Source organism: uncultured Cetobacterium sp., from assembly GCF_947039425.1.
GTDB lineage: Bacteria > Fusobacteriota > Fusobacteriia > Fusobacteriales > Fusobacteriaceae > Cetobacterium_A.
Window position 1 is genome coordinate 1 of record NZ_CAMQYW010000006.1, and the last position, 21,292, is coordinate 21,292.

Here is a 21,292-nt window from a genome sequence, read left to right on the forward strand (position 1 = left end):
TTAAAATTAACTCTCTATTATCATCAATTGCTTTTATTACCATATCTTTTACTTGCTGTCTATTCATATATACTCTCCTCTATTAAAAGACTTGTCTCTAATTAGACTTTAATTTAAGATATGATAACATTTATTATAATTTTTGTCAATTTTTATTCCACTTATTTTGTCTATTATAAGAGAATTTAGTTTTCTTTTTAACATTAATGTATTTTTACAATACTAAAAATAAAAAAACTGAGATTTTTAATCTCAGCTTAAAATTTAAATTTTATTACTCTTCTTGGTCTTCCAACTTTAGTAGAAACTTCAGTTTCTACTATAACTGCAAATCCATTTTCTATAATGGGTTTTATTACTCTATTTACACTACGCTCACTTATATTCAAACTCTCTGCAAGTTCTTTACTCGTAAACTCTCTTTTTCCCATACCTTTTTGAATAGCTTGTATTTTATTTAAATATTTCGGACTTATTCCCATTTGCTTTGCTTCTTCAATTAAATCCTCATCTATTTTTATACTATAATCTATTCTATTTTTTTTATATAAAGGACCTCTTATTTTATTATCTGAAAATAAATAAGCCTCTCCTTTTCCACCAGCTAAACTGATCCCCAATGCTTTTCTAGCATTTCTTTCAGCCACTTGAATATTTTCTCCATAACCTATTCCTATTCCAAGTTCATTTCCAGGAATCATTGTTTCAGTTACTATTTTCATAAAACTTTCTTCTTCTTCTCTACTCTCAATTATTCTTTGAGTTGTAAAGAACATATATTCATTATTCCCAATCTCTTGATAGTTTCCATGAATTTTCTTAGAATATTCTAAAAACATTTGATTTAATTTCATTTTAAATAAACCTTGATCATAAAAAGTTTCACTATTTTTTGTTTTTCTCTCTATTTTCAAAATTTTTATTCCAATTCTATTTCTCTCTGTACTTTTAATTTTTATATCTCTTAATAAAATATTCATTTGATCTAAAATTTCACTTTTAGATGCTTGAAGTCTATAAACTGGAACTTTTAACTTTTTAAAATACTCATATACATATCCATAAGCAGTTAAAATACAATCAACTTTTTGTTCTTTTAAATTTTTAATATGCTCATCTAAGAATTCCTCTTCTTTTCTATGATCATAATGTTCTTGTAATTCATACCCTTTTATCTCTATTCCAAACTCTTTTAAAGTTTCATCTAAAGCTTCATGAGTAACTACATCTAATCCTAGTCTCACTTTTGATAGATCTCCGTAGTCATCTCTAATTTCCCATAGAGCTTTTAAAAGACATCCACTTCCTCTAGTTGCATATACCATAGGTAGCTCTTTTAAATGATTTACTTTTATTTCAGAATAAACCCCAATTCCTGAAGCAAATATTCCATCTACATTGTCTTTTAATTCTTTTACTATTTTTACAGCATCCCCTAGCTGTCTTATTTCATATGCCTGAAATTCAATATTTAAATACTCTTCAGGCAGAGTTTCCATAATTTTTTTTACTGAATCATGGTATCCTATAACCGCGATTTTCATCCTTCTCTCTCCCAATGCTATTTTTTATTTCCCACAGCATTTTTTATATTTTTTTCCTGATCCACAAACACATGGATCATTTCTTCCAACTCTTTCTTCTTTTACAATTGTTCCTTGTAATGGTAACCAGTGATTATAATACCAGATTCCATTCTTTTTAACAAATCTACTTTTTTCATGGTGAACTACTACTTTTCCATCCTCTTCATATGTAGCTTTAAACTCTACTATTCCTTCATCATCTGTTTCTTGTCCAGCTTCAGTAGAAATAATTTCAAGTCCTAACCATTTAGACTCTTCTGCCCACTTTTTTGTTTCTTCAACATCTAAAGTATCTCTTGTATCTTCATCTTGAGATTCAACTAAAAAGTCAATATCTCCACTTTCAAAAGCTCTATATCTTGCTCTCATCATTTCTTCTGCTGTTTTTATATTATTTATCATCTGTTTTTTCTTGCTCCCTAATTTTTTTTAACTCTTTCAATTCTTTTTCAATTGAATTAGTTTTTTTATACATCTCATTTATTCTAAATTCTAAAGAATTCAATATCCAAAATTGAAAATGACTAGCTCTTTGAGATTCATAGAACATCCAGATTAACTTTAATACACCAAATAATATTGCTACTTGAACTGCCATTGATGGAGTTATTCTCTTAAAAACTCCTCCTAATACAAGTAATACAATTATTATCACTATTAATAATGTATTTATAATTTTATTTTGTCTATTATTGATACCACCTATTTGTCCTACTATATTTCTAATTCTTTCTTTCTCTTGTTGAAATTCATGAAGTTCTTCCCTTAATCGATCTTCTCCCTTCATATATTACCCCCTTTTTTTTATGTATATTAAACTCCCCAATCTCTTGGGTATCTAAATTCTCTCCCAATAGTTCTTGTTGATATTTTTGCTATTAAAGGTAATTTTCTCTTATATTGAGAAGTTTTTATTTTCCAAGTTATTTTATTTAAAATTTCTTCTGAATATCCTTCTAATAAAATATCTTCTACTTTACATCTTTCATCTATTAGTCTATAAAGTATTTCATCTGCTAATTTATAAGAAAATCCAAGTTCACTTTCATCAGTTTGTCCTTCCCATAAATCAGCACTAGGTTTCTTATCTATTAATTCATTAGGAACTCCCATATGTCTAGATAACTCCCATATTTGAGTTTTATAAAGATCTCCTATTGGATTTATTGCTGATGCACCATCACCAAATTGAGTACTATAGCCAAGTAACATCTCAGTCTTATTTGAAGTTCCTAAAACTAAAGCTTTCTCTTTAGCTGAATAATCAAATAAAATACACATTCTTTCTCTAGCCATTCTATTACCTTTTCTTAAACCATCCATATCTGGATTCATATTAAAATAAGGTTCAACCATTGGAGTTATTTCTACTAATTCAGATCTTATTCCTAAAGCCTCTACAACTAATTTAGCATGATCTACACTTTCTTTACTAGAACATTTATATGGCATTAATATCCCAAGTACGTTTTCTGGTCCGAAAGCTTTAGCTGCTAAGTATGCAACTATTGCAGAATCAATTCCTCCAGATAATCCTAAAACTACTTTATTAAATCCTACTTTATTGGCTTCATCTTTTAAAAAATTAACTAATACTGTTTCTACTAATTCTAAATCTAGATTTAATTTATTGCTCATATAATATTCTCCTATTTGTATAGATCTTTTATTTTTTCTGCAATATCTCTATCCAGTCCAAATTTACCTAATTTACAAGCTCTATAATCTCTTAATATAGTATATGTAGCTTGTTGTACATTTAGGTTCCCACCTTTTTGTAGCATATTCATTCTTAGAGCTATCGATTCTAAAAGTCCACCTGTTACTTGATCAAAATCTTCATCTAATAATTTATATTTTTTTTGTAATACATTCTTCATTCCCATTGCTAACATTTTATCAATTAAAACACATGCAACTTCCTCTATTGGAAGTATTTCATCTCTTATTGCTCCTGAAATTGCTAAGTTGTATCCAACCTCTTCGCTTTCAAATTTAGGCCATAAAATACCTGGAGTATCTAATAATTCTAATCCCTCTTTTATTCTGATCCATTGTTTTCCTCTTGTAAATCCTGGTTTATTTCCAACACCAGCACTATTTTTACCAACTATTCTATTTATAAGTCTAGATTTTCCAACATTTGGAATACCTGCAACCATTAGTCTAGTATTTACTTTTCTTAAACCCTTTTTTAACATCTTCTCTTTTTTTTCTTTTGAAACTTTATCAATAATAGAGTATAATCCCTTCATATTCATTCCAGTTTCTGCTGATAATTCTAATACTTCATCAGCAAAGTTATTTTCTTTAAAGAATTTTTTCCAAAAATTTATCTCTTCTTTTGTTACTAAATCTGCTTTATTAATAACAATAACTCTTTTTTTATTTCTAGCAAATCCTACTATATCAGGATTCTTACTTGATAATGGTATTCTCGCATCCACTATTTCAAGAACTATATCTATTAAAGGCATATTTTCTTTTATTAAATCTTTTGTTTTTTTCATATGTCCTGGATACCAGTTTATCTTTGTCATTGCCATGTTACTTCACCTCTATTTTTCATTACCCTTTATTAGAAGAACTATCTCTCCCTTTATTGGATTTTTCGATAATTTTTCTGCTAAGTCTGTTGTTGTTCCTCTTAAGATCTCTTCATATATTTTTGTTATCTCTCTAACAATAACAACCTCTCTCACACCTATAAATGTCTCTATATCTCTAAGAGTTTTTTCTATTCTAAAAGGAGATTCAAATATTATAATTGTTCTCTCTTCTGTTGCTAAAGATTTTAAAAGAGTTTGTCTACCTTTTTTCTTTGGTAAAAATCCTTCAAAACAAAATCTTCTTGTCGAAATTCCTGCAACAGATGCTGCTGCTGTCATAGCACTAGGCCCTGGAATAGCAACTACTTTAATCCCTCTTTTTAAAGCTTCATCTACAACTTCAAATCCTGGATCTGATATACAAGGTGTTCCTGCATCAGTTACTAAAGCAATTTTATTTCCATTTTCTAGCATATTAGCTATATTAGCCACTTGATGCATTTTTGTATTTTCATCATACCTATTTACTATTTTATTTAAACCTAAATGATTTAAAAGTTTTTTAGTTACTCTTGTATCCTCTGCAAATACAAAATCAACCTCTTCTAAAGTTTTTATAGCTCTAAGAGTTATATCATCTAAATTTCCTATTGGCGTTGCTACTATATAAAGCATTTATTTTCCTTCTTTCTTATTACTATTTTTATTAAGCATTTTTGTCATCTCTAAAATAGCTCTATCCAATTGAACATCCTCTTTAGAAATCATTTTTTTAGCTTCTTTTTCACCTTTAATCTCTTTTATAATTTCATTTCTATTCTCTTTTGTTTCCTTCTCGTTAATATTAGTTACAAAACCATTAAAGAATAAGAAATCATCTTTTTCCTCTACAACAATATCTGGCTTTATTCCCACACCATTTATTGATATTTCATTTGGTGTATAATATTTTGCTATAGTTAATTTTATTCCATCTCCATCTGGTAAAGGTAATAATGTTTGTACACTTCCTTTTCCAAAACTTTTCTCACCTATTAAAATCCCTCTTTTATAGTCTTTAATTGCTCCTGCAACTATTTCTGATGCTGATGCACTTCCTTCATTTATAAGTATTATTAGTGGGAAATCACCATAATATTTACCCTCTCTATTAGCCACATCCTCTTCTCCTGTTTTTCCTCTTGTACTTACAATTTTTCCTTTTGGAATAAACATTGAAGCTATTTTAACAGCTTGTCCTAAAGCTCCACCTGGATTACTTCTTAAATCAAAAATAATTCCTTGAGCTCCATCTTTTCTTAACGTTTCTAAGTTCTTACTAACATCTTTATATACATTTTCACCAAATTGAGTTAATCTTAAATAACCAATTTTATTATTAAGCATTCTACTTTTTACATATTTCAATTGGATAATTGATCTTTTTAACTCAACATCTCTTGTTTCCTTTGCAGAATCTCTATATACCTTTAATTTAACTAATGTCCCTGGTTCTCCTTTTAAAAGTTTAACACACTCTTCACTTGTTAATTGATAAGTACTCTTTCCTGCAATTTCAACTATCTTATCCTTTGCTTTTATACCTGCTAAATATGCAGGAGTATCTTCTATTGGAGAAACAACAATTAATGGTTCATCTGCCTTTTTTTGAATAACCATTCCAACACCAGCATATTTACCTTCAATATCTTCTCTAAAACTTTCTAATTCTTCTTTTGAAAAATAATTAGAATGAGGATCATCTAATGATTCCATCATTCCTTTTAAAGCTCCTTGCATTAGTGTTTTGTTTGTAGGATCTTTTTCACCTACATGATTCTCTTTTAAAATGTTCATTATGTCAGACATCTCTTTTAACTCTCTAATGTTTGATATGAAGCCATTATCTACAGCATATGCTGATGTTGTTGTCATAAGCATACTAGATAAAAGCAGTGCTACCCCCGTATTTTTTAGCAATTTTATCATATGGCTCCTCCTAAGTTTTTTCCTAACTTTACCACATTTTCTATATTAATTTGACTGTCTTCTTCTCCAAGTTCAAATAAAGATATATATTCAACATTTCCCTTAGTTCCAGTAATAGGTGAGTAATCTAGAGCTTTTAATCTAAGCCCTGATTTTTTTGCCTCCTCTACAACTAACTCTATTGCCATTAAATGTTTTTTGCTATCTTTTACTATTCCACCCTTTTCAATATTCTCTTTCCCTACTTCAAATTGTGGCTTAATTAAAGCCATTAATTTTGTATCTTCATTAAAAAATTTAACAAGATGCTCTATTACCTTTGTTATTGATATAAAAGATACATCCATAACTATATAATCAACAGTTTTATTATCAATATCCTTTAACTCTAAATCTTTTATATGTGTATTTTCAAGAGATTTTACATTTCCATTATTTCTTAATTTCCAATCAAGTTGATTAGTTCCAACATCAACTGCATATACAAAATTTGCACCATTTTGTAATGAACAATCTGTAAATCCACCTGTAGATGATCCTACATCTAGTACAGTTTTCCCTTGAAAATCTAGGTTAAAAACTCCAACAGCTTTTTCTAATTTTAGTCCACCACGGCTTACATATTTGCATGCATCACCTTTTACTCTTATATTTGGTTCTTCATCAATTTTTATAGAAGTTCCTGGTTTGTCTATTTTTTTATCATTTACAATTACAAGTCCCGCCATAATTGCTCTTTTTGCCTTTTCTCTTGTTTCATAAAATCCCTTTTCCACAAGTAAAACATCTATTCTTTCTTTCATTAATTTCCTTCCTTTTTCTCAAAAACTTTATTATCTTCTAAGTAGTTTAAAAGAGGAATCCCTAATATTAAGTTTTCAAACCCTTCTTTATCAACAGCTTTTATTAGTTTTTCTGTTTCTCTAACTCTCTTTGTAAAGAAATCATCTCCTATAGGTATTTTTTTCTTACTTTTATAGTATCCTAATAACTGTTTTGTATTTTTTAATCTAAGCTCATGTTTTGCTCTTTTTAATCTATCTTTAATTACACCAGTAGTACAATTAAATTTTTTAGCAACATCATCTATATTCATACCTTCACTCATTAATCTTAATATTTTATCTGCTCCAATTGGATTAATTCTATGATACTTTGCAGAATACATATCTGCTCTATGAACTATATGAGCTTCTTTAGAGTTAGGTTGTATTTTTCCCCATTTTCCATGGTGTGATATTACAATATGTGTAATGTTTTTCTTTATTTTTTCATCTATTTTTAAATCTAATGCCTCTTCAATATCACCTAAAACTTTTTCTGCTTCTTTTATTATATACTCTGGTTTTTTTATCATCATCTGTGAATGAGATAATTTTTCGTCAGCTTTTCTTATACTTCCTTTACTTAAATCATGAATTATAACTCCAACAATAATTGAGAAAAACTCAATTCTTTCTCTCGCTTCTTTAAAATCTCTAAAATCTCTTCTTATCTCTTCATAAGATATTTTTAAAACATCGTAGGTATGGGTAGTTACTTTAACTCCTTGATCATCATAATGGTCTAAATCTTTTACCATTTCATGTTCTAAAAGCAATCGAACAAATTTCAATACATTACTATTTTTTGCCATTAATTTTTTCCTCTATTCTCTCTATTAGTTTTTGTCCTCTTAAACCGAAATCTTCCAATAGAATATTTCTCGAGCCATGGGGAATAGATATATTATCTAATCCTATTATATTTATTTTAATGTTTATTTTTTTCTCATTTATAAATTCCAATATTTCTGTTCCAAATCCACCTTTTTCATAAGCATCTTCAAAAGTAAATATATTTTCATATTTTGAAAATTCACTTAATATATACTTTTCATCTAAAGGTCTTATAGATGTACAACTTACAATTGTTCCATCTAAATTTTTATCTTTCAACTGATCTTTAATTTCTAATAATTCTTTTAACATAGCACCTGTTGCAAGATATAAATTATTATTTCCAGAAATAATCTCATTCCATTTACCTAATTTAAATTTAATTTTATTTTCCATTTCATAAGCTGTTCCTCTTGGAAATCTAACCACTAAAGGTCCCTCATTAAACTCTCCAGATAACTTAATAATATCTTCTAACTCTGTTCCTGTTGTTGGCGCTAATACTGTATAGTTTGGCATCCCTAAAAATATTCTCAAATCATGAATTCCTTGGTGAGTTTTTCCATCCTCTCCAACAATTCCTGCTCTATCTACTATAAATCTCACTGGTAAATTTTGTAGAGCAACATCATGAATCATTTGATCCAATGCTCTTTGAAAAAATGTAGAATATATTGCTATATATGGTTTTTTTCCAGATATTGCAAGTCCTCCTGCAAAAGTTACTGCATGTCCCTCTGCTATTCCTACATCTATACATCTATTTGGAAACTCTTTTTTAAACTTTCCAAGTCCTGTTCCTTTTATCATTGCTGCTGAAATTGCAAAGATATCCTCATCTTTTTCAGCAATCCTTACTAATTCTATACCAAAAATATTTGAATAAGTCCTATCTCCTGACTTAACTTCACCTGTTTTAGGATTAAATGGTGATATCCCATGAAATTTTTCTTTATTTTCCTCTGCTAATTGATAACCTTTTCCTTTTTCAGTTTTCACATGAATAAATACAGGCCCTTCCATCTCTTTTGCAGCTTCTAATGTTTTTACTAAATCTTCTAAATTATGTCCATCTATTACACCTAAAAATTGATAACCTAAAACCTCAGATATACTTGAAGGTAAAAAAAACTGTTTTACAGATGTTTCTATTCTTTCTAAAAAGTTTTTCACTTGATTTCCAACTTTTCCCTTACTTACAATTCCTCTTATATCATTTCTAATGCTCATATATGTATTACTAACCATTAGTCTTCCAAAAAAACTAGATAATGAACCTACATTTTTTCCAATAGACATTTCATTATCATTTAATATTACTATTATATTTTTTATATTTTCACCAATATTATTCAGCGCTTCCAATGAATTACCATTTGCTATTGATGCATCTCCCACAACTACAATTACTTTGTCCTTTGGGTTTGCTACTGCTATTCCTGCTCCAGCAGATAATGCACTTCCTGCATGTCCTGCAATAAAGAAATCATACTTGCTCTCTTTTGGATCTAAAAATGGTCCTATTCCACCTTTTGTTCTCAGTGTTTTAAAATTATTATCTCTTCCTGTTAGTAACTTGTGAACATATGATTGATGACCTACATCGAATAATAATTTATCTTTTGGTAGATTAAACACCTCATGGATTGCTTGTGTTAGCTCTACAATTCCAAGGTTTGGAGCTAAATGTCCCCCATTTTTACTTGTTGTTTCCACTAAAGTTTCTCTTATTTTTTCACTTTCTTTTTGTAACTTTTCAATGTACTCTTTGTCTAACTTCATACTATCCACCTTTAAGCTTGAATATAGCCTTTAAATAAAAAGGCCACTACTATCCCCAATACAGCCCCCACCAAAACTTCTGTAGGAGTATGCCCCAATAATTCTTTTAGTTTTCCATCATAAATTTTTTCACCAATTTTGTTTCCAAATCTATCCAATAATGTATTTAATAATCCTGCATGTTTTCCAGCAGCCCTTCTTATTCCAGCAGCATCATACATTACAACACCGGTAAAAATAAAAGATATAGCAAAAGCTACACTTTGTGTTCCATATGCTATTCCTATTGATGTTGTTAATGCTGACATTGTTGAAGAGTGGGAGCTTGGCATTCCACCAGTTTCAAATATTCTTCTTATATTTAATTTCTTATCTATAAAGATTGTTGTTACCACTTTATAGAACTGTGCAATAAACCAAGCTATAAATACTACATCTAGAATTCTATTGTCTAAAATTATGCCCTTTTCCATATTTCCCCACTCTCTCTAAATTTTATTACTTTACAGCTTTTAACTCTAAAGAAATTGTTGGTTTATCTTCATTTTCTTTAAAAAGTATTATTGTTCTTCCGATTATTCCAACTACTTCTGCATTTATTGCATCAGCTATTTGATATGCAACCTCTTTTTTATCTACTTCTGAGTTTTGAAGAATTTTCACTTTAATTAACTCTCTTGGAGTTATTGCATCTAAAATTCCATCTGCAACTTTATCAGTATATCCATCTTTTCCTATTCTACATATTGCATCTAATTTATGCGCCTTTTTTCTTAAAAATTCTCTTCTTTTACTTGTTAAATTCATTGTTTCTCCTTTATTATATTAAAATATTTTTATACATCCATTATTATTGGTAAAATCACTGGGCTTCTTTTTATTCTATTGTAGAAAAATCTACTAGCTATATCTCTAACACTATTTTTTATAATTGCCCAATCTTTAATACCTGCTTCTTCAAACTCTTTTAATTTTACTTTTATATGTTCATTTGCTTCGTTTAAAATCTCTTCAGAATCTCTCGAGTAAACAAATCCTCTTGTTACAATATCTGGACCTGAAAGTAATTTTCCTGTTTCTTTATCCAGAGCAAATACAACTATAACTACTCCGTCTTGAGATAATTGTTGTCTATCCTTTAAGACAATATGTCCTATATCTCCAACACCTAATCCGTCAACTAATGTAGCTCCTGCATTTACTTTACCTTTTATTTTTGCACTTGTTTTTGTAACTTCTACTTTACTACCATTTGTTGCAATTACTATATTGCTCTTTGGTATCCCTGTATCAATAGCTGTTTCTTTATGTGCTTTTAACATTTTAAATTCACCATGAACTGGCATAAAATGTTTTGGTCTAATTAAATTTAACATAAGCTTTTGTTCCTCTTTACTTGCATGTCCTGAAACATGTATTCCTGCTATTTTTTTAAATACAACCTCTGCATCATATTTTAATAAACTATTTATATTATTTGAAACTGCTTTTTCATTTCCAGGAATAGGAGTTGCAGATATAATTACTGTATCTCCCTCTTTTACCTTTGTATGTTTATGCATATTTTTAGCTATTCTTGATAGAGCAGCCATTGGCTCTCCTTGTGTTCCTGTACATAAAATCACTACTTTATTATCTTTATGTTTATCAACTTCTGATAATGGCATCATTATATTTTCAGGAAGCTTTAAATATCCAAGAGTTGATGCTATGTCAAATACTTTTATTAAACTTCTTCCATCAATAGCTATTTTTCTACCATGCTCATGAGCTATATTTACAATTTGCTGTAATCTATGTACATGAGATGCAAATGCAGCTATTATTATTCTACCTTTAGCCTTGTTAAATTCAACTTTAAATGCTTCACCTACAGTTTTTTCTGATGGTGTAAATCCGTCTACTTCAGAGTTAGTAGAATCTGAAAGTAATAAATCTACTCCCTCTTCACCTATTTGAGACAGTCTAGAAAAATCTACTCCCTCTCCATCAACTGGTGTTAAATCTATTTTAAAGTCTCCTGTGTACATAACTCTTCCTGCAGGTGTTGTTACAACAACTGCATATGCATCTGCAATTGAGTGAGTTACCTTTACAAACTCAACTTCAAAATATTTTCCTATTTTTATTTTATCTCTTCCTTTTACCTCTTTCATTTTAGGTGAAATTTTAGAAACTTCTCCACTATCAAATTTTGCTTTTATAAGTGCTAAAGTTAATTTCCCTCCATGAATAGGTATATTTTTATCAATTTTTTGATATAAATATGGTATAGATCCTATATGATCCTCGTGTCCATGTGTTATGAATAACCCTTTTATCTTATCTTTGTTGCTTTCAATATAGCTAAAATCAGGAATTACTAAATCTATTCCTAATAGTCCGTCTCCTGGGAATGTTACTCCACAATCTACTACTATTATCTCATCTCTATATTGAATTAAAGTCATATTTTTTCCAATTTCATCAAGTCCACCTAGAGGAATCACATACATTTTTTCCTCTTTTTCAGTTTTTACAACTGCTTTTTTAGGTTCTTTTTCTAACTCTTTTACTTCTTCTACAGCATCTTCTTTTGCCTTTGGTTTTTTATATGGTTTTTTATGTTTTACAAAAGGTTTTTTTTCTCCCTCTGTCTTTACTTCTACAACTTCTACTTTTTTCTCAATATTTTCTGTTTCTTCTACTACTTCTTTTGCCTTTGGTTTTTTATATGGTTTTTTATATCTAGGCTTTTTTTTCTCTACTACCTTCTCCTTTTCAACAACATTTTCTATATTCATTTCTTCTCCTTACCGTAGTATTCTAAATATTTATCAATAAACTTTTTCGCCACCCCACCGGCCATACTACCACCACCACCGGCTCCCTCTAAAATTACAGTAAATACAACTTCAGGTTTTTTATCTGCTGGAAAATATCCTGCAATCCACGCATGAGTTTTTTTGTATTTTGTATTTTGAGCTGAACCACTTTTTGCAGCTACTGTTAGTCCTGGTGTTCGTAATTTTTTTGCCGTACCATCTTTCTTTTCAACAGTATGAATCATTGCAGTATTCAAATCATTATAATACCAACTTGGAAATTTATTATTAAACAATATTTCTGGTTTTATGTTAATTTTATCTTTACCATTTTCTAGATATTTTACAACATGAGGAACATAAGCTTTCCCTCTATTTGCTAGTCCCATATATGAAACTGCCACTTGCAAAGGTGTTGCTAAAAGATACCCTTGTCCTATTGATAGATTTATAGTATCCCCTTTATACCATCCTTGTTTAAATCTTTTATATTTCCATTTTTCACTAGGTAAAACTCCTGATTTTTCTCCATATATATCTATACCTGTTAATTTTCCATATCCAAACTCACCTGCAACTTCAACTATAGGCTCATGACCATACTCATCTGCGTACTTGTAATAGTAAGGATTTACTGACTCTACTATTGATTTATCAAAATCAACATAACCGTGTCCTCCATGTTTCCATGCCTTCCATTTCCATTTACCTATTTTATAATATCCGTTATCAAATATCTGATGTTTTGGATCTAATCCATTATTGAAAAAAGCAAAGGCTGAAAATGGCTTAAAAGTTGAACCAGAAGGATATTCCCCTGCAATGCTTTTGTTTGTTAAAGGTCTTCTTGGATCGTTAATTATACTATTCCATTCTTTTTGAGAAATTTTTGAACTAAAAGTTTTTAGAGAATATGTTGGATAACTTACCATTGTTATAATTTCACCTGTTTGTGCATCAAGTGCTATTAGTGACCCTGTTAAATCTTCATCCTTAAATATTTTTTCCATATCTCTTTGTAATCTCATATCAATAGATAAATGTAAATTATATCCAGGAACTGGATTCTTACTTTTCTCTATTTTTTGAGCCTTATTTAGTGCATTTACCTCAATATAATCATATCCTGGCTTTCCTTTCATCTGATAATCATAGACTTTTTCAACTCCATTTTTACCTATCACATCTCTTGGAGAATAACCTTTATCCTTTAGATTTTCATACTCTCTGGCTGTTATTTTCTTTACATATCCAATTGTATGAGCAGCTAAAGAATCATATATATATTTTCTCTTAGAGTAACTTTGAACCTCTAAATACGGATAATCAGTTAATTTCTCCATAAGTTTATGTGCTACTTCTAAGTCTAAATCCTCTATTAATATATTTTCTTTTGTATATGGAACTATTTCTCCATATTTTACTCTTTTCTTTAAATATTCCACTGAATAACCTGTTACATCACTCATCTCTTTTAATTGTTCTTCATTTATAGTTCTTTGATCCAAGTAAACTAATCTATAACCCAATGTATTTGTTACAATTAACTCTCCATTAGAATCATATATATTTCCTCTTTCTGCATCTACTTTTCTTAATTTAACTCTATTTCTTTTAGATAGATATTGATATTTATCTTTTTTTACAACTTGTAAGTATACCATTCTTGAGCCAAGTAAAATAAAAATTAAAACTACAAAAAGTTTATATATATCTCCTCTAAATTCAAAGCTTTTTCCTAATTTTATTCCTAAATCTCTCTTCACTTAGTAGCTCTCCTCATATAGAATAAATTAATAATAAAATAAATCAATGAAATTACTATTATCTTAACTACTATTAAGGGATCCCCAACAAAAATTTTCCACATTATTATTTGAGCAATTGAAAGAATAAAAATATTACCTAAGTTATAATCAAAATTACTAAAGTATATATAATATACAGTTATATTTATAGCTATAAATATAAAACTATATATTGGTTCACTAGAGTGTAATGATAATATTATTCCCATTAAAGGTAACAAAAACAAATTCTTTTTGTCTCTTCTGTATGATAAATATGTTAAATATGGCATTATTAAAAAACCTTTTGATGAAGTTTGGGGTAAACTATCTAATATAAAAATTAATATAATTGATATTAAATCTAGCATAAATTACTCCCTATTTTATTAGTTTATTAATACATTTATTTTATTTCTCAAATCATTGTTTTCTAACATATTTGGTATTTTTAATTCTTTAGATATCTTTAACGCAATATAATAATCATCTTTATTGTACTCTATTACTGGTTTTGATAAATCTTTCTTTTCATTTTTTAAAGAAATATTTTTATATCCTGATGCTTCTAGTTCTTTTTGTACATTTTTTGCTTGAGCAGTTGTTCCTTTTACAACTATTTTAAAATCAATATTATTTTCTTTTCCTAATATCAATACAACACTTGCTAGAGTTGGTATATTATTATCTTCTTTTATTTTAAAATATTTTTCATTTACACTCATAAGAATTTTCTCTAAATTTTCTTTATCTATTTCATTTATTTTTATTAAACTATATTCTTCATTTTTTTCATAGTTTGCTGCTGTATATGTTAAATCACTTAGATTCTCTTTTAAATTTTCACCTGTTTTTCTAGCATATCCACCAATACCATTGGCATTTAATATGTCTACTACTAAATTTTGAGAATTTTTCAATTCTCCACCATAAAGGTCTGAAAAAAGTGATTGTGTTCCTGAAGTTAAAATATACTTTTTATCATCTATAACCATTTCAGGAATATTTCTTGCATTTTTTACATTTAGTGAAATATCACTATATTTCATTACTTTATAATTTGATATTTTCTCTGGTAAAAAACTATTTATAGAATTTAAAACTAATTCATAATTTTTAGAATTAACTAAATCTTTTATTGTCGTATCTTTATCCACTTGTACATCAAATGGAATCTTTATAGCAAGTTTATCTTCATAAACTACAATAACATTATTTTTTCCTATAATAGCATATCTACTCCAGTTTTCTAAATTTTTATTTGTTTTATTTAAATTATATGCTAAAAATATACCTAATAGTACAATTGCTATTAATCCTAATAATAAACTTCCAAAAGCACTTGCATTTTTTTTTCTTTTAATTCTTGATTCCCTCTTCATTTCCAATTAGTAGCTCCTTTTCTAATTTTGAAATTTCAATTTTTTTAAGTTCATTAACTTGAGATATTGAATTTAATGTTTTTACTCTTAAATAGTTTTCAGTATAACCATATGAACAACCATCTTCTTTTATCTCTTCAACTAGAACTTCTAGTTCTTTTCCAATATATTTTTCTCTTCTATTAATAGCCATTTCATGTCTTAATTCATTTAATTTTTCAGCTCTTTTTTTCTTTACTGTTCCATCTATCTTATCTGTAAATGTACTAGCTAGTGTATTTTCTCTATCAGAGTATTGAAATACATGTAAATCTGAAAATCCTATTTTCTTAATTAAACTATATGTATTTTCAAACATCTCATCTGTTTCACCAGGGAATCCAACTATAACATCTGCTGTATATTCCATTTTTTCAATATTATTTCTAAGAGCCATTAATCTATCTTCTATTAAGCTAGCTCCATATTTTCTTCTCATTCTCTCTAACACGTTATCATCACAAGATTGAAGTGAAATATGAAGATGAGGCATTAATTTTTTATTATTTTTCATAAGTTCAATAAATTCATCTGAAATTTTATCTGGATACATTGACCCTATTCTAACTCTCTCTACTCCTTCTCTCTCTAAAACTTTTTCAAGAAGTATTTCTAAATTTAAATCATCTTTTAAATCTTCTCCATAGGCACCTAAATTTATTCCAATTATTATAAACTCTTTAAATCCCTCTTTTGTTAAAACATCAACTTCTTTACAAATACTTTCTAGAGAACGAGATCTGCTTTTTCCTCTTCCAAAAGGAATTTTGCAGTACGAACAGAAATTATTACATCCATCTTGAATTTTTATATAAGCTCTAGACATCTCTCTCAATGTTGCGAACTCATACTCTTCATACTCTCTATCTTCAAATATATTTTCTGATAATATTTTGCTTTTTTTATTTTCAATATCTTTTATAAATTCAACAAGACCACTTTTATTACTATTTCCAACAACAAAATCTATCTCTTCTATTTCAAGAAGTTCCTTTGAGTTTGTTTGAGCATAGCATCCTGTCACAATTACAACTGATTTTGGATTTAATTTTTTTGCTCTTCTTAATATATTTCTTGTTTTTTTATCTGCAACACTTGTTACTGTACAAGAGTTTACAATATAAATATCTGCACTATTTTCAAATGATTCCTCTTCATAACCAATTTTTACCAATTGATTTTTTATACTTTCACTTTCATACTGATTAACTTTACATCCTAAAGTATAGAAAGCAACTTTTTTTCCATTAAAACTCATTGACTAATATTCCTCCTACTATAATCGAGGCTGTTTCCGCTCTTAAAATTCTTCTCCCTAAAGAAACAGGTGTTACACCTTTACTTTTTAAAAACTCAATTTCCTCTGTATCAAATCCCCCTTCTGGGCCAATTATATAGATTACTCTTTTGGGTTTTTCTTTTAATTTATTTAAAATACTTCTTAAAGAGTTATCTCCTTCACATTCATATGGAACAACAGCTAAGTCATATTTTGAAAAATCAATATCACTTAATTTTTGAGGCTCTCTAATATCCATCATTTTTACAGCTTGACACTGTTTTATTGCTTCTTTTGCTGTTAAATCCCATTTTTCTTTTTTCTCTGTTAATTTTACAACTCCTCTTTTAGTAACTAGTGGAAGTATTCTTGTTACTCCAATCTCTGTTAATTTTTGAATTGTAAGATCCATTTTATCATTTTTAAGAATTCCAATAGCTGCATCTATTTCTACTTCTGTCGAGTATTCATCCTCTTTTTTTTCTAAAATTTTAACTTCTATTATTTTTTTCTCAATTGTTAAGATTTCACAAATATATTCATAAGTTCCATCAACAACTCTAATTACTTCTCCTACCTTTACTCTAAAGGCATTTTTCAAATGATTCACATCATTTTTATCTGTAATTTCTATTATTTCACTACCAATATTTTCTTCTGATATTATAACACTTATCACATCAAACTCCTATATCATATCCTTATTTTTTATTAATTCCGCTAATGTTGTATCTTCAAGTATTTTAGTCATTGCCATATCTAATTTACTCCAAATACACATTGTTGAACATTTATCTTCTACACAAGTACAATTTTTATCTTTATTATTTTCATTACAATCTATTACTTTAACTTCTTCTTCTAAAATTTTATAAAGATCATGAAGGGTTATATCTTCTGGATTAACAGATAATTTATATCCACCATTTGGACCTCTTTTCCCCTCAATAATTTTTTCATTTTTTAATTTAAATAAAATTTGTTCTAAATATTGAACTGAAATATCTTCTGATTCTGATATCTCTTTTATTCTTGCTAGTTTACCATTTTGACTTGCATCTGCAATATATACTAAAGCCTTCATTCCGTATCTTACTTTTGTACTTATTTTCATCCATCCTACTCCTTTACTTGAAAATGACTATAAGCTTTTTCAGTGACCATTCTACCCCTACTTGTTCTTTTAATATAGCCAATTTTTACTAAATATGGTTCATATACTTCCTCTATAGTTCTTCTATCTTCACCTAACATTAAAGCTAATGTTTCTACTCCTACAGGACCTCCCCCGTAATTTTCAATTATTGATACTATTATATCTCTATCAAGTTCATCTAGCCCCTGTTCATCAACACCTAAAATCTTTAAAGCCTTCACTGCTACTTCTCTATTAATAATACCATTTCCTTTTATTTCAGAGTAATCTCTCACTCTTTTTAACAGTCTATTAGCTATTCTAGGAGTTCCTCTACTTCTAAGGGCAATCTCTTTTGCTCCATCATCTTCAACTTTTACACCTAGAACAGCTCCACCTCTTTTAACTATTCCTTCAAGTTCAACTTCATTATAATAATCCATCCTATGAACTACTCCAAATCTATCTCTTAAAGGAGAACTTAAAAGGCCCGCTCTTGTTGTTGCACCTATTAAAGTAAATGATGGCAACTCTATTCTTATTGAACGAGCTGATGGGCCCTTTCCAATAATTATATCTAACTCTCCATCTTCCATTGCTGGATACAAAATCTCTTCCACTGATGTATTTAATCTATGTATTTCATCAATAAATAATATATCATTTTCTTCTAAAGATGTAAGAATAGCTGCTAAGTCTCCAGCCTTATCAAGAATTGGTCCTGAGGTTACTTTAAAATTTACTTCCATCTCTGTTGCTATTACTCCTGCAAGAGTGGTTTTCCCAAGTCCAGGTGGACCATATAATAAAACATGATCAATACACCCTCCTCTTCTTTTAGCAGCTTCTATAAATATACTCATCTTCTCTTTTAATGATTCTTGTCCAATGTACTCAACCAATCTTTTAGGTCTTAAGCTCTTTTGATTTTCACTTTCAAAATCAAACTCCTCATTTGAGACTATTCTCTCCATCACATCTCCTTAAACTAAAACTGCTATTATAAATTGTGCTATTCCTATAAGTCCACCTAAAATAGCTCCTACTATCTCTATATGTTTTAACTCTTTTTTTGCAAGAGAGAAAATTATCCCCTCAAGTTCTTCTAGTGAAAATGCATCCACTTTCTCCACTATTATCTCTTTAAAATCCACATTTTTTTCTAACGTTGTAAATAATAACTCTATTATTTGATCTTTATTTTCCATTATAGTATCTCTTATTGAATCTTTTATTTTATTTAAAGTTGATTCATTTAAAAACATTGCAAGCATTGGAAATTTAGAAGATATCTCTTTAGCTAATTTTGCCTCTAATATATTATCGATAACCCTCTCCATCTCTTCTTCTATCTCTGCATTTTCTAATTTTTTCATAATATCATCTAAAGAAATCAATTCACTTTGAATTGTTTCAGCTAAAGATAACCCTATCTCATGTTTTCTTTTTGGAATCAATCCTTGAATTTTGAAAAAAAATAAATTTATTTCTTTATATGGTCTAAACAACATTTTTATTGCAACATAATTTGTAATCCACCCAATTAACGATCCAATTACAACTAAAAGTATAGCTTTTATTAACATTTTACCCACCCTTTTAAATTCTTTATCATTTTTATAAGTTATTATTTATTATACCATTTTATATTTATATATCCAATAGTTTTTTTGTCCTTAATCCCTTGGAAAATATGTCTTTTTATTAATTTTTCTTGTATTATTTTTTATCTATGCTATAATACTTTAAAATTAATTAAAGGAGGATTGTATGAAGCAACAAAAACAATTCAATAGAAATTCATATTACTATTATTATATAAATTAGGATTGGTATTTTTGTTTCATTCAAAAATCACGAATCCATTTTTGATTTACTAATAATAGTAAAATGGATTCAATGCATAAACTGTTTATACAGCCTGTGGATAATCCACAGGCTTTTTTTATTTTAAATTTTAGGAGGGGTCTTATGAATTTTTTAGAATCTATTGTTAATTTTTTAAATTCCATTCTTTGGGGTAAAAATCTTCTTGTTGTTTTGCTTTTATCCACTGGTGTCTTTTTCACATTTAAAACAAAATTTGTTCAACTTCGTTTTTTAAAACATATGTTTTTTTTATTAACTGAAAAAAATAATGAAAACAACGGTAATTTATCTCCATTCCAAGCTTTTTGTGTTAGTACTGCTACAAGAGTCGGTGCAGGTAATCTAGTTGGTGTTGTTAGTGCTATCTCAATTGGTGGAGCTGGAGCAGTTTTTTGGATGTGGGTTGTTGCCTTTCTAGGAGCTGCTACTGCTTTCATGGAAACTACCATTGCTATTATTTTTAGAGAAAAAGATGAAAACGGACATTTTATTGGTGGTCCTAGTTTCTTTTTAAAAAATGGACTTAATAAAAAAGTTGCTGGAGTTTGTTTCGTAATTTCTGGAATTATTTGCTGGGCAGGGGTTCTTCAGGTTGTATCAAACTCTGTAACAGAATCTTTTAAAGTTGCTTTTAATTTTAATCCTCTTTATATATCTATTTTACTAGTTATTCTTTCTGCTCTATCTATTTTTGGTAAAAGAAATACAACAGCTAAAATTTTAGACAAAATAGTTCCCGTTATGGCTGTTCTTTATTTAATTATAGTATTTTTTATACTAATAAAAAACTTTAATACTCTTCCACTAGTTCTTTCTAATATAGTTTCTGAAGCTTTTGGATTAAGACAAGGTATTGGAGGGGCTATCGGAGCCGTTATAATGCAAGGAGTTAAAAGAGGTTTGTTTTCTAATGAAGCTGGAACTGGTTCAGCTCCTTGTGCTGCTGCTAGTGCTAATGTTCATCATCCTGTTCAACAAGGTCTTATTCAAAGCTTAGGTGTATTTGTTGATACCTTTATTATTTGTACAGCTACAGCTTTAGTAATTCTATTAAGTAAGGAATCTTTTTTAACTGATTTTTCTGGAATGAAACTTTTACAAACAGCGTTTAATTATCATTTAGGTTCTACTTTTGGAGAGATTTTTGTCGCTATTATTTTATTTTTATTTTGCTTTTCAACACTACTAGGTATTTGTTTTTATGGGGAAGTCAACATTAAATTTTTAACTAATAAAATTGTTGGACAAAATATTTTTAAAATTTTTGCTCTATCTATGATATTTATTGGTGGAGTTCAACAAAATATTTTCATGTGGAATTTATCAGATTTAGGATTAGCTCTTATGACAATAGTTAATTTATACGGAGTATTCCCTCTCTCTGGTTTTGCTTTAGATTCCCTTAAAGATTACGAGAAAAAATTTATTAAATTAAAAATATAAAAAAATAGTAG

Annotated in this window: 22 protein-coding genes; 1 reads left to right on the plus strand and 21 read right to left on the minus strand. The window is 28.5% G+C overall.

Annotated features, from left to right (window positions below):
* Positions 1-257 precede the first annotated feature (257 nt).
* The 21 genes from Q0V09_RS01220 to Q0V09_RS01320 all read right to left on the minus strand — a co-directional run bounded on the left by Q0V09_RS01220 (position 258) and on the right by Q0V09_RS01320 (position 19,555).
* Positions 258-1,544, minus strand: a complete 1,287-nt coding sequence (locus Q0V09_RS01220) for an HTH domain-containing protein (protein WP_297405880.1) — start codon at positions 1,542-1,544, stop codon at positions 258-260.
* 24 nt (positions 1,545-1,568) lie between these two features.
* Positions 1,569-1,988, minus strand: a complete 420-nt coding sequence (locus tag Q0V09_RS01225) for a YchJ family metal-binding protein (RefSeq protein WP_297405879.1) — start codon at positions 1,986-1,988, stop codon at positions 1,569-1,571.
* Positions 1,978-2,373 carry a hypothetical protein gene (locus Q0V09_RS01230; RefSeq protein ID WP_297405878.1) on the minus strand — a complete coding sequence of 132 codons (396 nt, stop codon included), beginning with the start codon at positions 2,371-2,373 and terminating at the stop codon, positions 1,978-1,980. Before Q0V09_RS01230 ends, Q0V09_RS01225 begins: the two co-directional genes overlap by 11 nt.
* 26 nt (positions 2,374-2,399) lie before the next feature.
* Positions 2,400-3,224 carry an NAD+ synthase gene (locus tag Q0V09_RS01235; protein WP_297405877.1) on the minus strand — a complete coding sequence of 275 codons (825 nt, stop codon included), beginning with the start codon at positions 3,222-3,224 and terminating at the stop codon, positions 2,400-2,402.
* Between the two features lie 11 nt (positions 3,225-3,235).
* Positions 3,236-4,132, minus strand: coding sequence for a ribosome biogenesis GTPase YlqF (gene ylqF / locus Q0V09_RS01240; protein ID WP_297405876.1), 897 nt, complete (start codon positions 4,130-4,132; stop codon positions 3,236-3,238).
* A 12-nt stretch (positions 4,133-4,144) separates the two neighbouring features.
* Complete coding sequence (rsmI, locus tag Q0V09_RS01245; RefSeq protein ID WP_297405875.1) at positions 4,145-4,810, minus strand: 16S rRNA (cytidine(1402)-2'-O)-methyltransferase; 666 nt, start codon at positions 4,808-4,810, stop codon at positions 4,145-4,147.
* Positions 4,811-6,103, minus strand: coding sequence for a S41 family peptidase (locus tag Q0V09_RS01250; RefSeq protein WP_297405874.1), 1,293 nt, complete (start codon positions 6,101-6,103; stop codon positions 4,811-4,813).
* A complete protein-coding gene (locus tag Q0V09_RS01255; protein ID WP_297405873.1) occupies positions 6,100-6,906 on the minus strand; it encodes a TlyA family RNA methyltransferase in 807 nt (268 codons plus the stop codon). Before Q0V09_RS01255 ends, Q0V09_RS01250 begins: the two co-directional genes overlap by 4 nt.
* Complete coding sequence (locus tag Q0V09_RS01260; RefSeq protein ID WP_297405872.1) at positions 6,906-7,739, minus strand: HD domain-containing protein; 834 nt, start codon at positions 7,737-7,739, stop codon at positions 6,906-6,908. The genes Q0V09_RS01255 and Q0V09_RS01260 overlap by 1 nt, the downstream gene beginning before the upstream one ends.
* Positions 7,726-9,543, minus strand: a complete 1,818-nt coding sequence (dxs, locus tag Q0V09_RS01265; RefSeq protein ID WP_297405871.1) for a 1-deoxy-D-xylulose-5-phosphate synthase — start codon at positions 9,541-9,543, stop codon at positions 7,726-7,728. The genes Q0V09_RS01260 and dxs overlap by 14 nt, the downstream gene beginning before the upstream one ends.
* 11 nt (positions 9,544-9,554) lie before the next feature.
* Positions 9,555-10,016, minus strand: a complete 462-nt coding sequence (locus tag Q0V09_RS01270; RefSeq protein ID WP_297405870.1) for a divergent PAP2 family protein — start codon at positions 10,014-10,016, stop codon at positions 9,555-9,557.
* A gap of 25 nt (positions 10,017-10,041) precedes the next feature.
* The gene (gene yhbY, locus Q0V09_RS01275; RefSeq protein WP_297405869.1) at positions 10,042-10,350 is read right to left on the minus strand and encodes a ribosome assembly RNA-binding protein YhbY; all 309 of its coding nucleotides are present in this window, start codon (positions 10,348-10,350) and stop codon (positions 10,042-10,044) included.
* 29 nt (positions 10,351-10,379) lie between these two features.
* Complete coding sequence (locus Q0V09_RS01280; protein ID WP_297486807.1) at positions 10,380-12,212, minus strand: ribonuclease J; 1,833 nt, start codon at positions 12,210-12,212, stop codon at positions 10,380-10,382.
* 110 nt (positions 12,213-12,322) lie between these two features.
* Positions 12,323-14,113: a penicillin-binding protein 2 gene (gene mrdA / locus Q0V09_RS01285; protein ID WP_297404877.1), complete on the minus strand. Its 1,791-nt coding sequence runs from the start codon at positions 14,111-14,113 to the stop codon at positions 12,323-12,325.
* Complete coding sequence (locus Q0V09_RS01290) at positions 14,110-14,505, minus strand: hypothetical protein (RefSeq protein WP_297404875.1); 396 nt, start codon at positions 14,503-14,505, stop codon at positions 14,110-14,112. Before Q0V09_RS01290 ends, mrdA begins: the two co-directional genes overlap by 4 nt.
* 18 nt (positions 14,506-14,523) lie before the next feature.
* Positions 14,524-15,516 (minus strand): LytR family transcriptional regulator, encoded by a 993-nt coding sequence (locus Q0V09_RS01295; protein WP_297404881.1) that lies wholly within the window; start codon positions 15,514-15,516, stop codon positions 14,524-14,526.
* Positions 15,494-16,813 (minus strand): tRNA (N(6)-L-threonylcarbamoyladenosine(37)-C(2))-methylthiotransferase MtaB, encoded by a 1,320-nt coding sequence (gene mtaB, locus Q0V09_RS01300; RefSeq protein ID WP_297404873.1) that lies wholly within the window; start codon positions 16,811-16,813, stop codon positions 15,494-15,496. The genes Q0V09_RS01295 and mtaB overlap by 23 nt, the downstream gene beginning before the upstream one ends.
* The gene (locus tag Q0V09_RS01305; RefSeq protein WP_297404871.1) at positions 16,803-17,513 is read right to left on the minus strand and encodes a 16S rRNA (uracil(1498)-N(3))-methyltransferase; all 711 of its coding nucleotides are present in this window, start codon (positions 17,511-17,513) and stop codon (positions 16,803-16,805) included. The genes mtaB and Q0V09_RS01305 overlap by 11 nt, the downstream gene beginning before the upstream one ends.
* Before the next feature lie 9 nt (positions 17,514-17,522).
* A complete protein-coding gene (locus Q0V09_RS01310) occupies positions 17,523-17,948 on the minus strand; it encodes an Rrf2 family transcriptional regulator (protein WP_297404870.1) in 426 nt (141 codons plus the stop codon).
* A 5-nt stretch (positions 17,949-17,953) separates the two neighbouring features.
* The gene (gene ruvB, locus Q0V09_RS01315; protein ID WP_297404868.1) at positions 17,954-18,943 is read right to left on the minus strand and encodes a Holliday junction branch migration DNA helicase RuvB; all 990 of its coding nucleotides are present in this window, start codon (positions 18,941-18,943) and stop codon (positions 17,954-17,956) included.
* Positions 18,944-18,952: 9 nt separating this feature from the next.
* Positions 18,953-19,555, minus strand: a complete 603-nt coding sequence (locus Q0V09_RS01320) for a DUF445 family protein (protein WP_297404866.1) — start codon at positions 19,553-19,555, stop codon at positions 18,953-18,955.
* Positions 19,556-19,940: 385 nt separating this feature from the next.
* Here Q0V09_RS01320 and Q0V09_RS01325 point away from each other — a divergent pair, with 385 nt between their 5' ends.
* Complete coding sequence (locus tag Q0V09_RS01325; protein WP_297486802.1) at positions 19,941-21,281, plus strand: sodium:alanine symporter family protein; 1,341 nt, start codon at positions 19,941-19,943, stop codon at positions 21,279-21,281.
* Positions 21,282-21,292 lie beyond the last annotated feature (11 nt).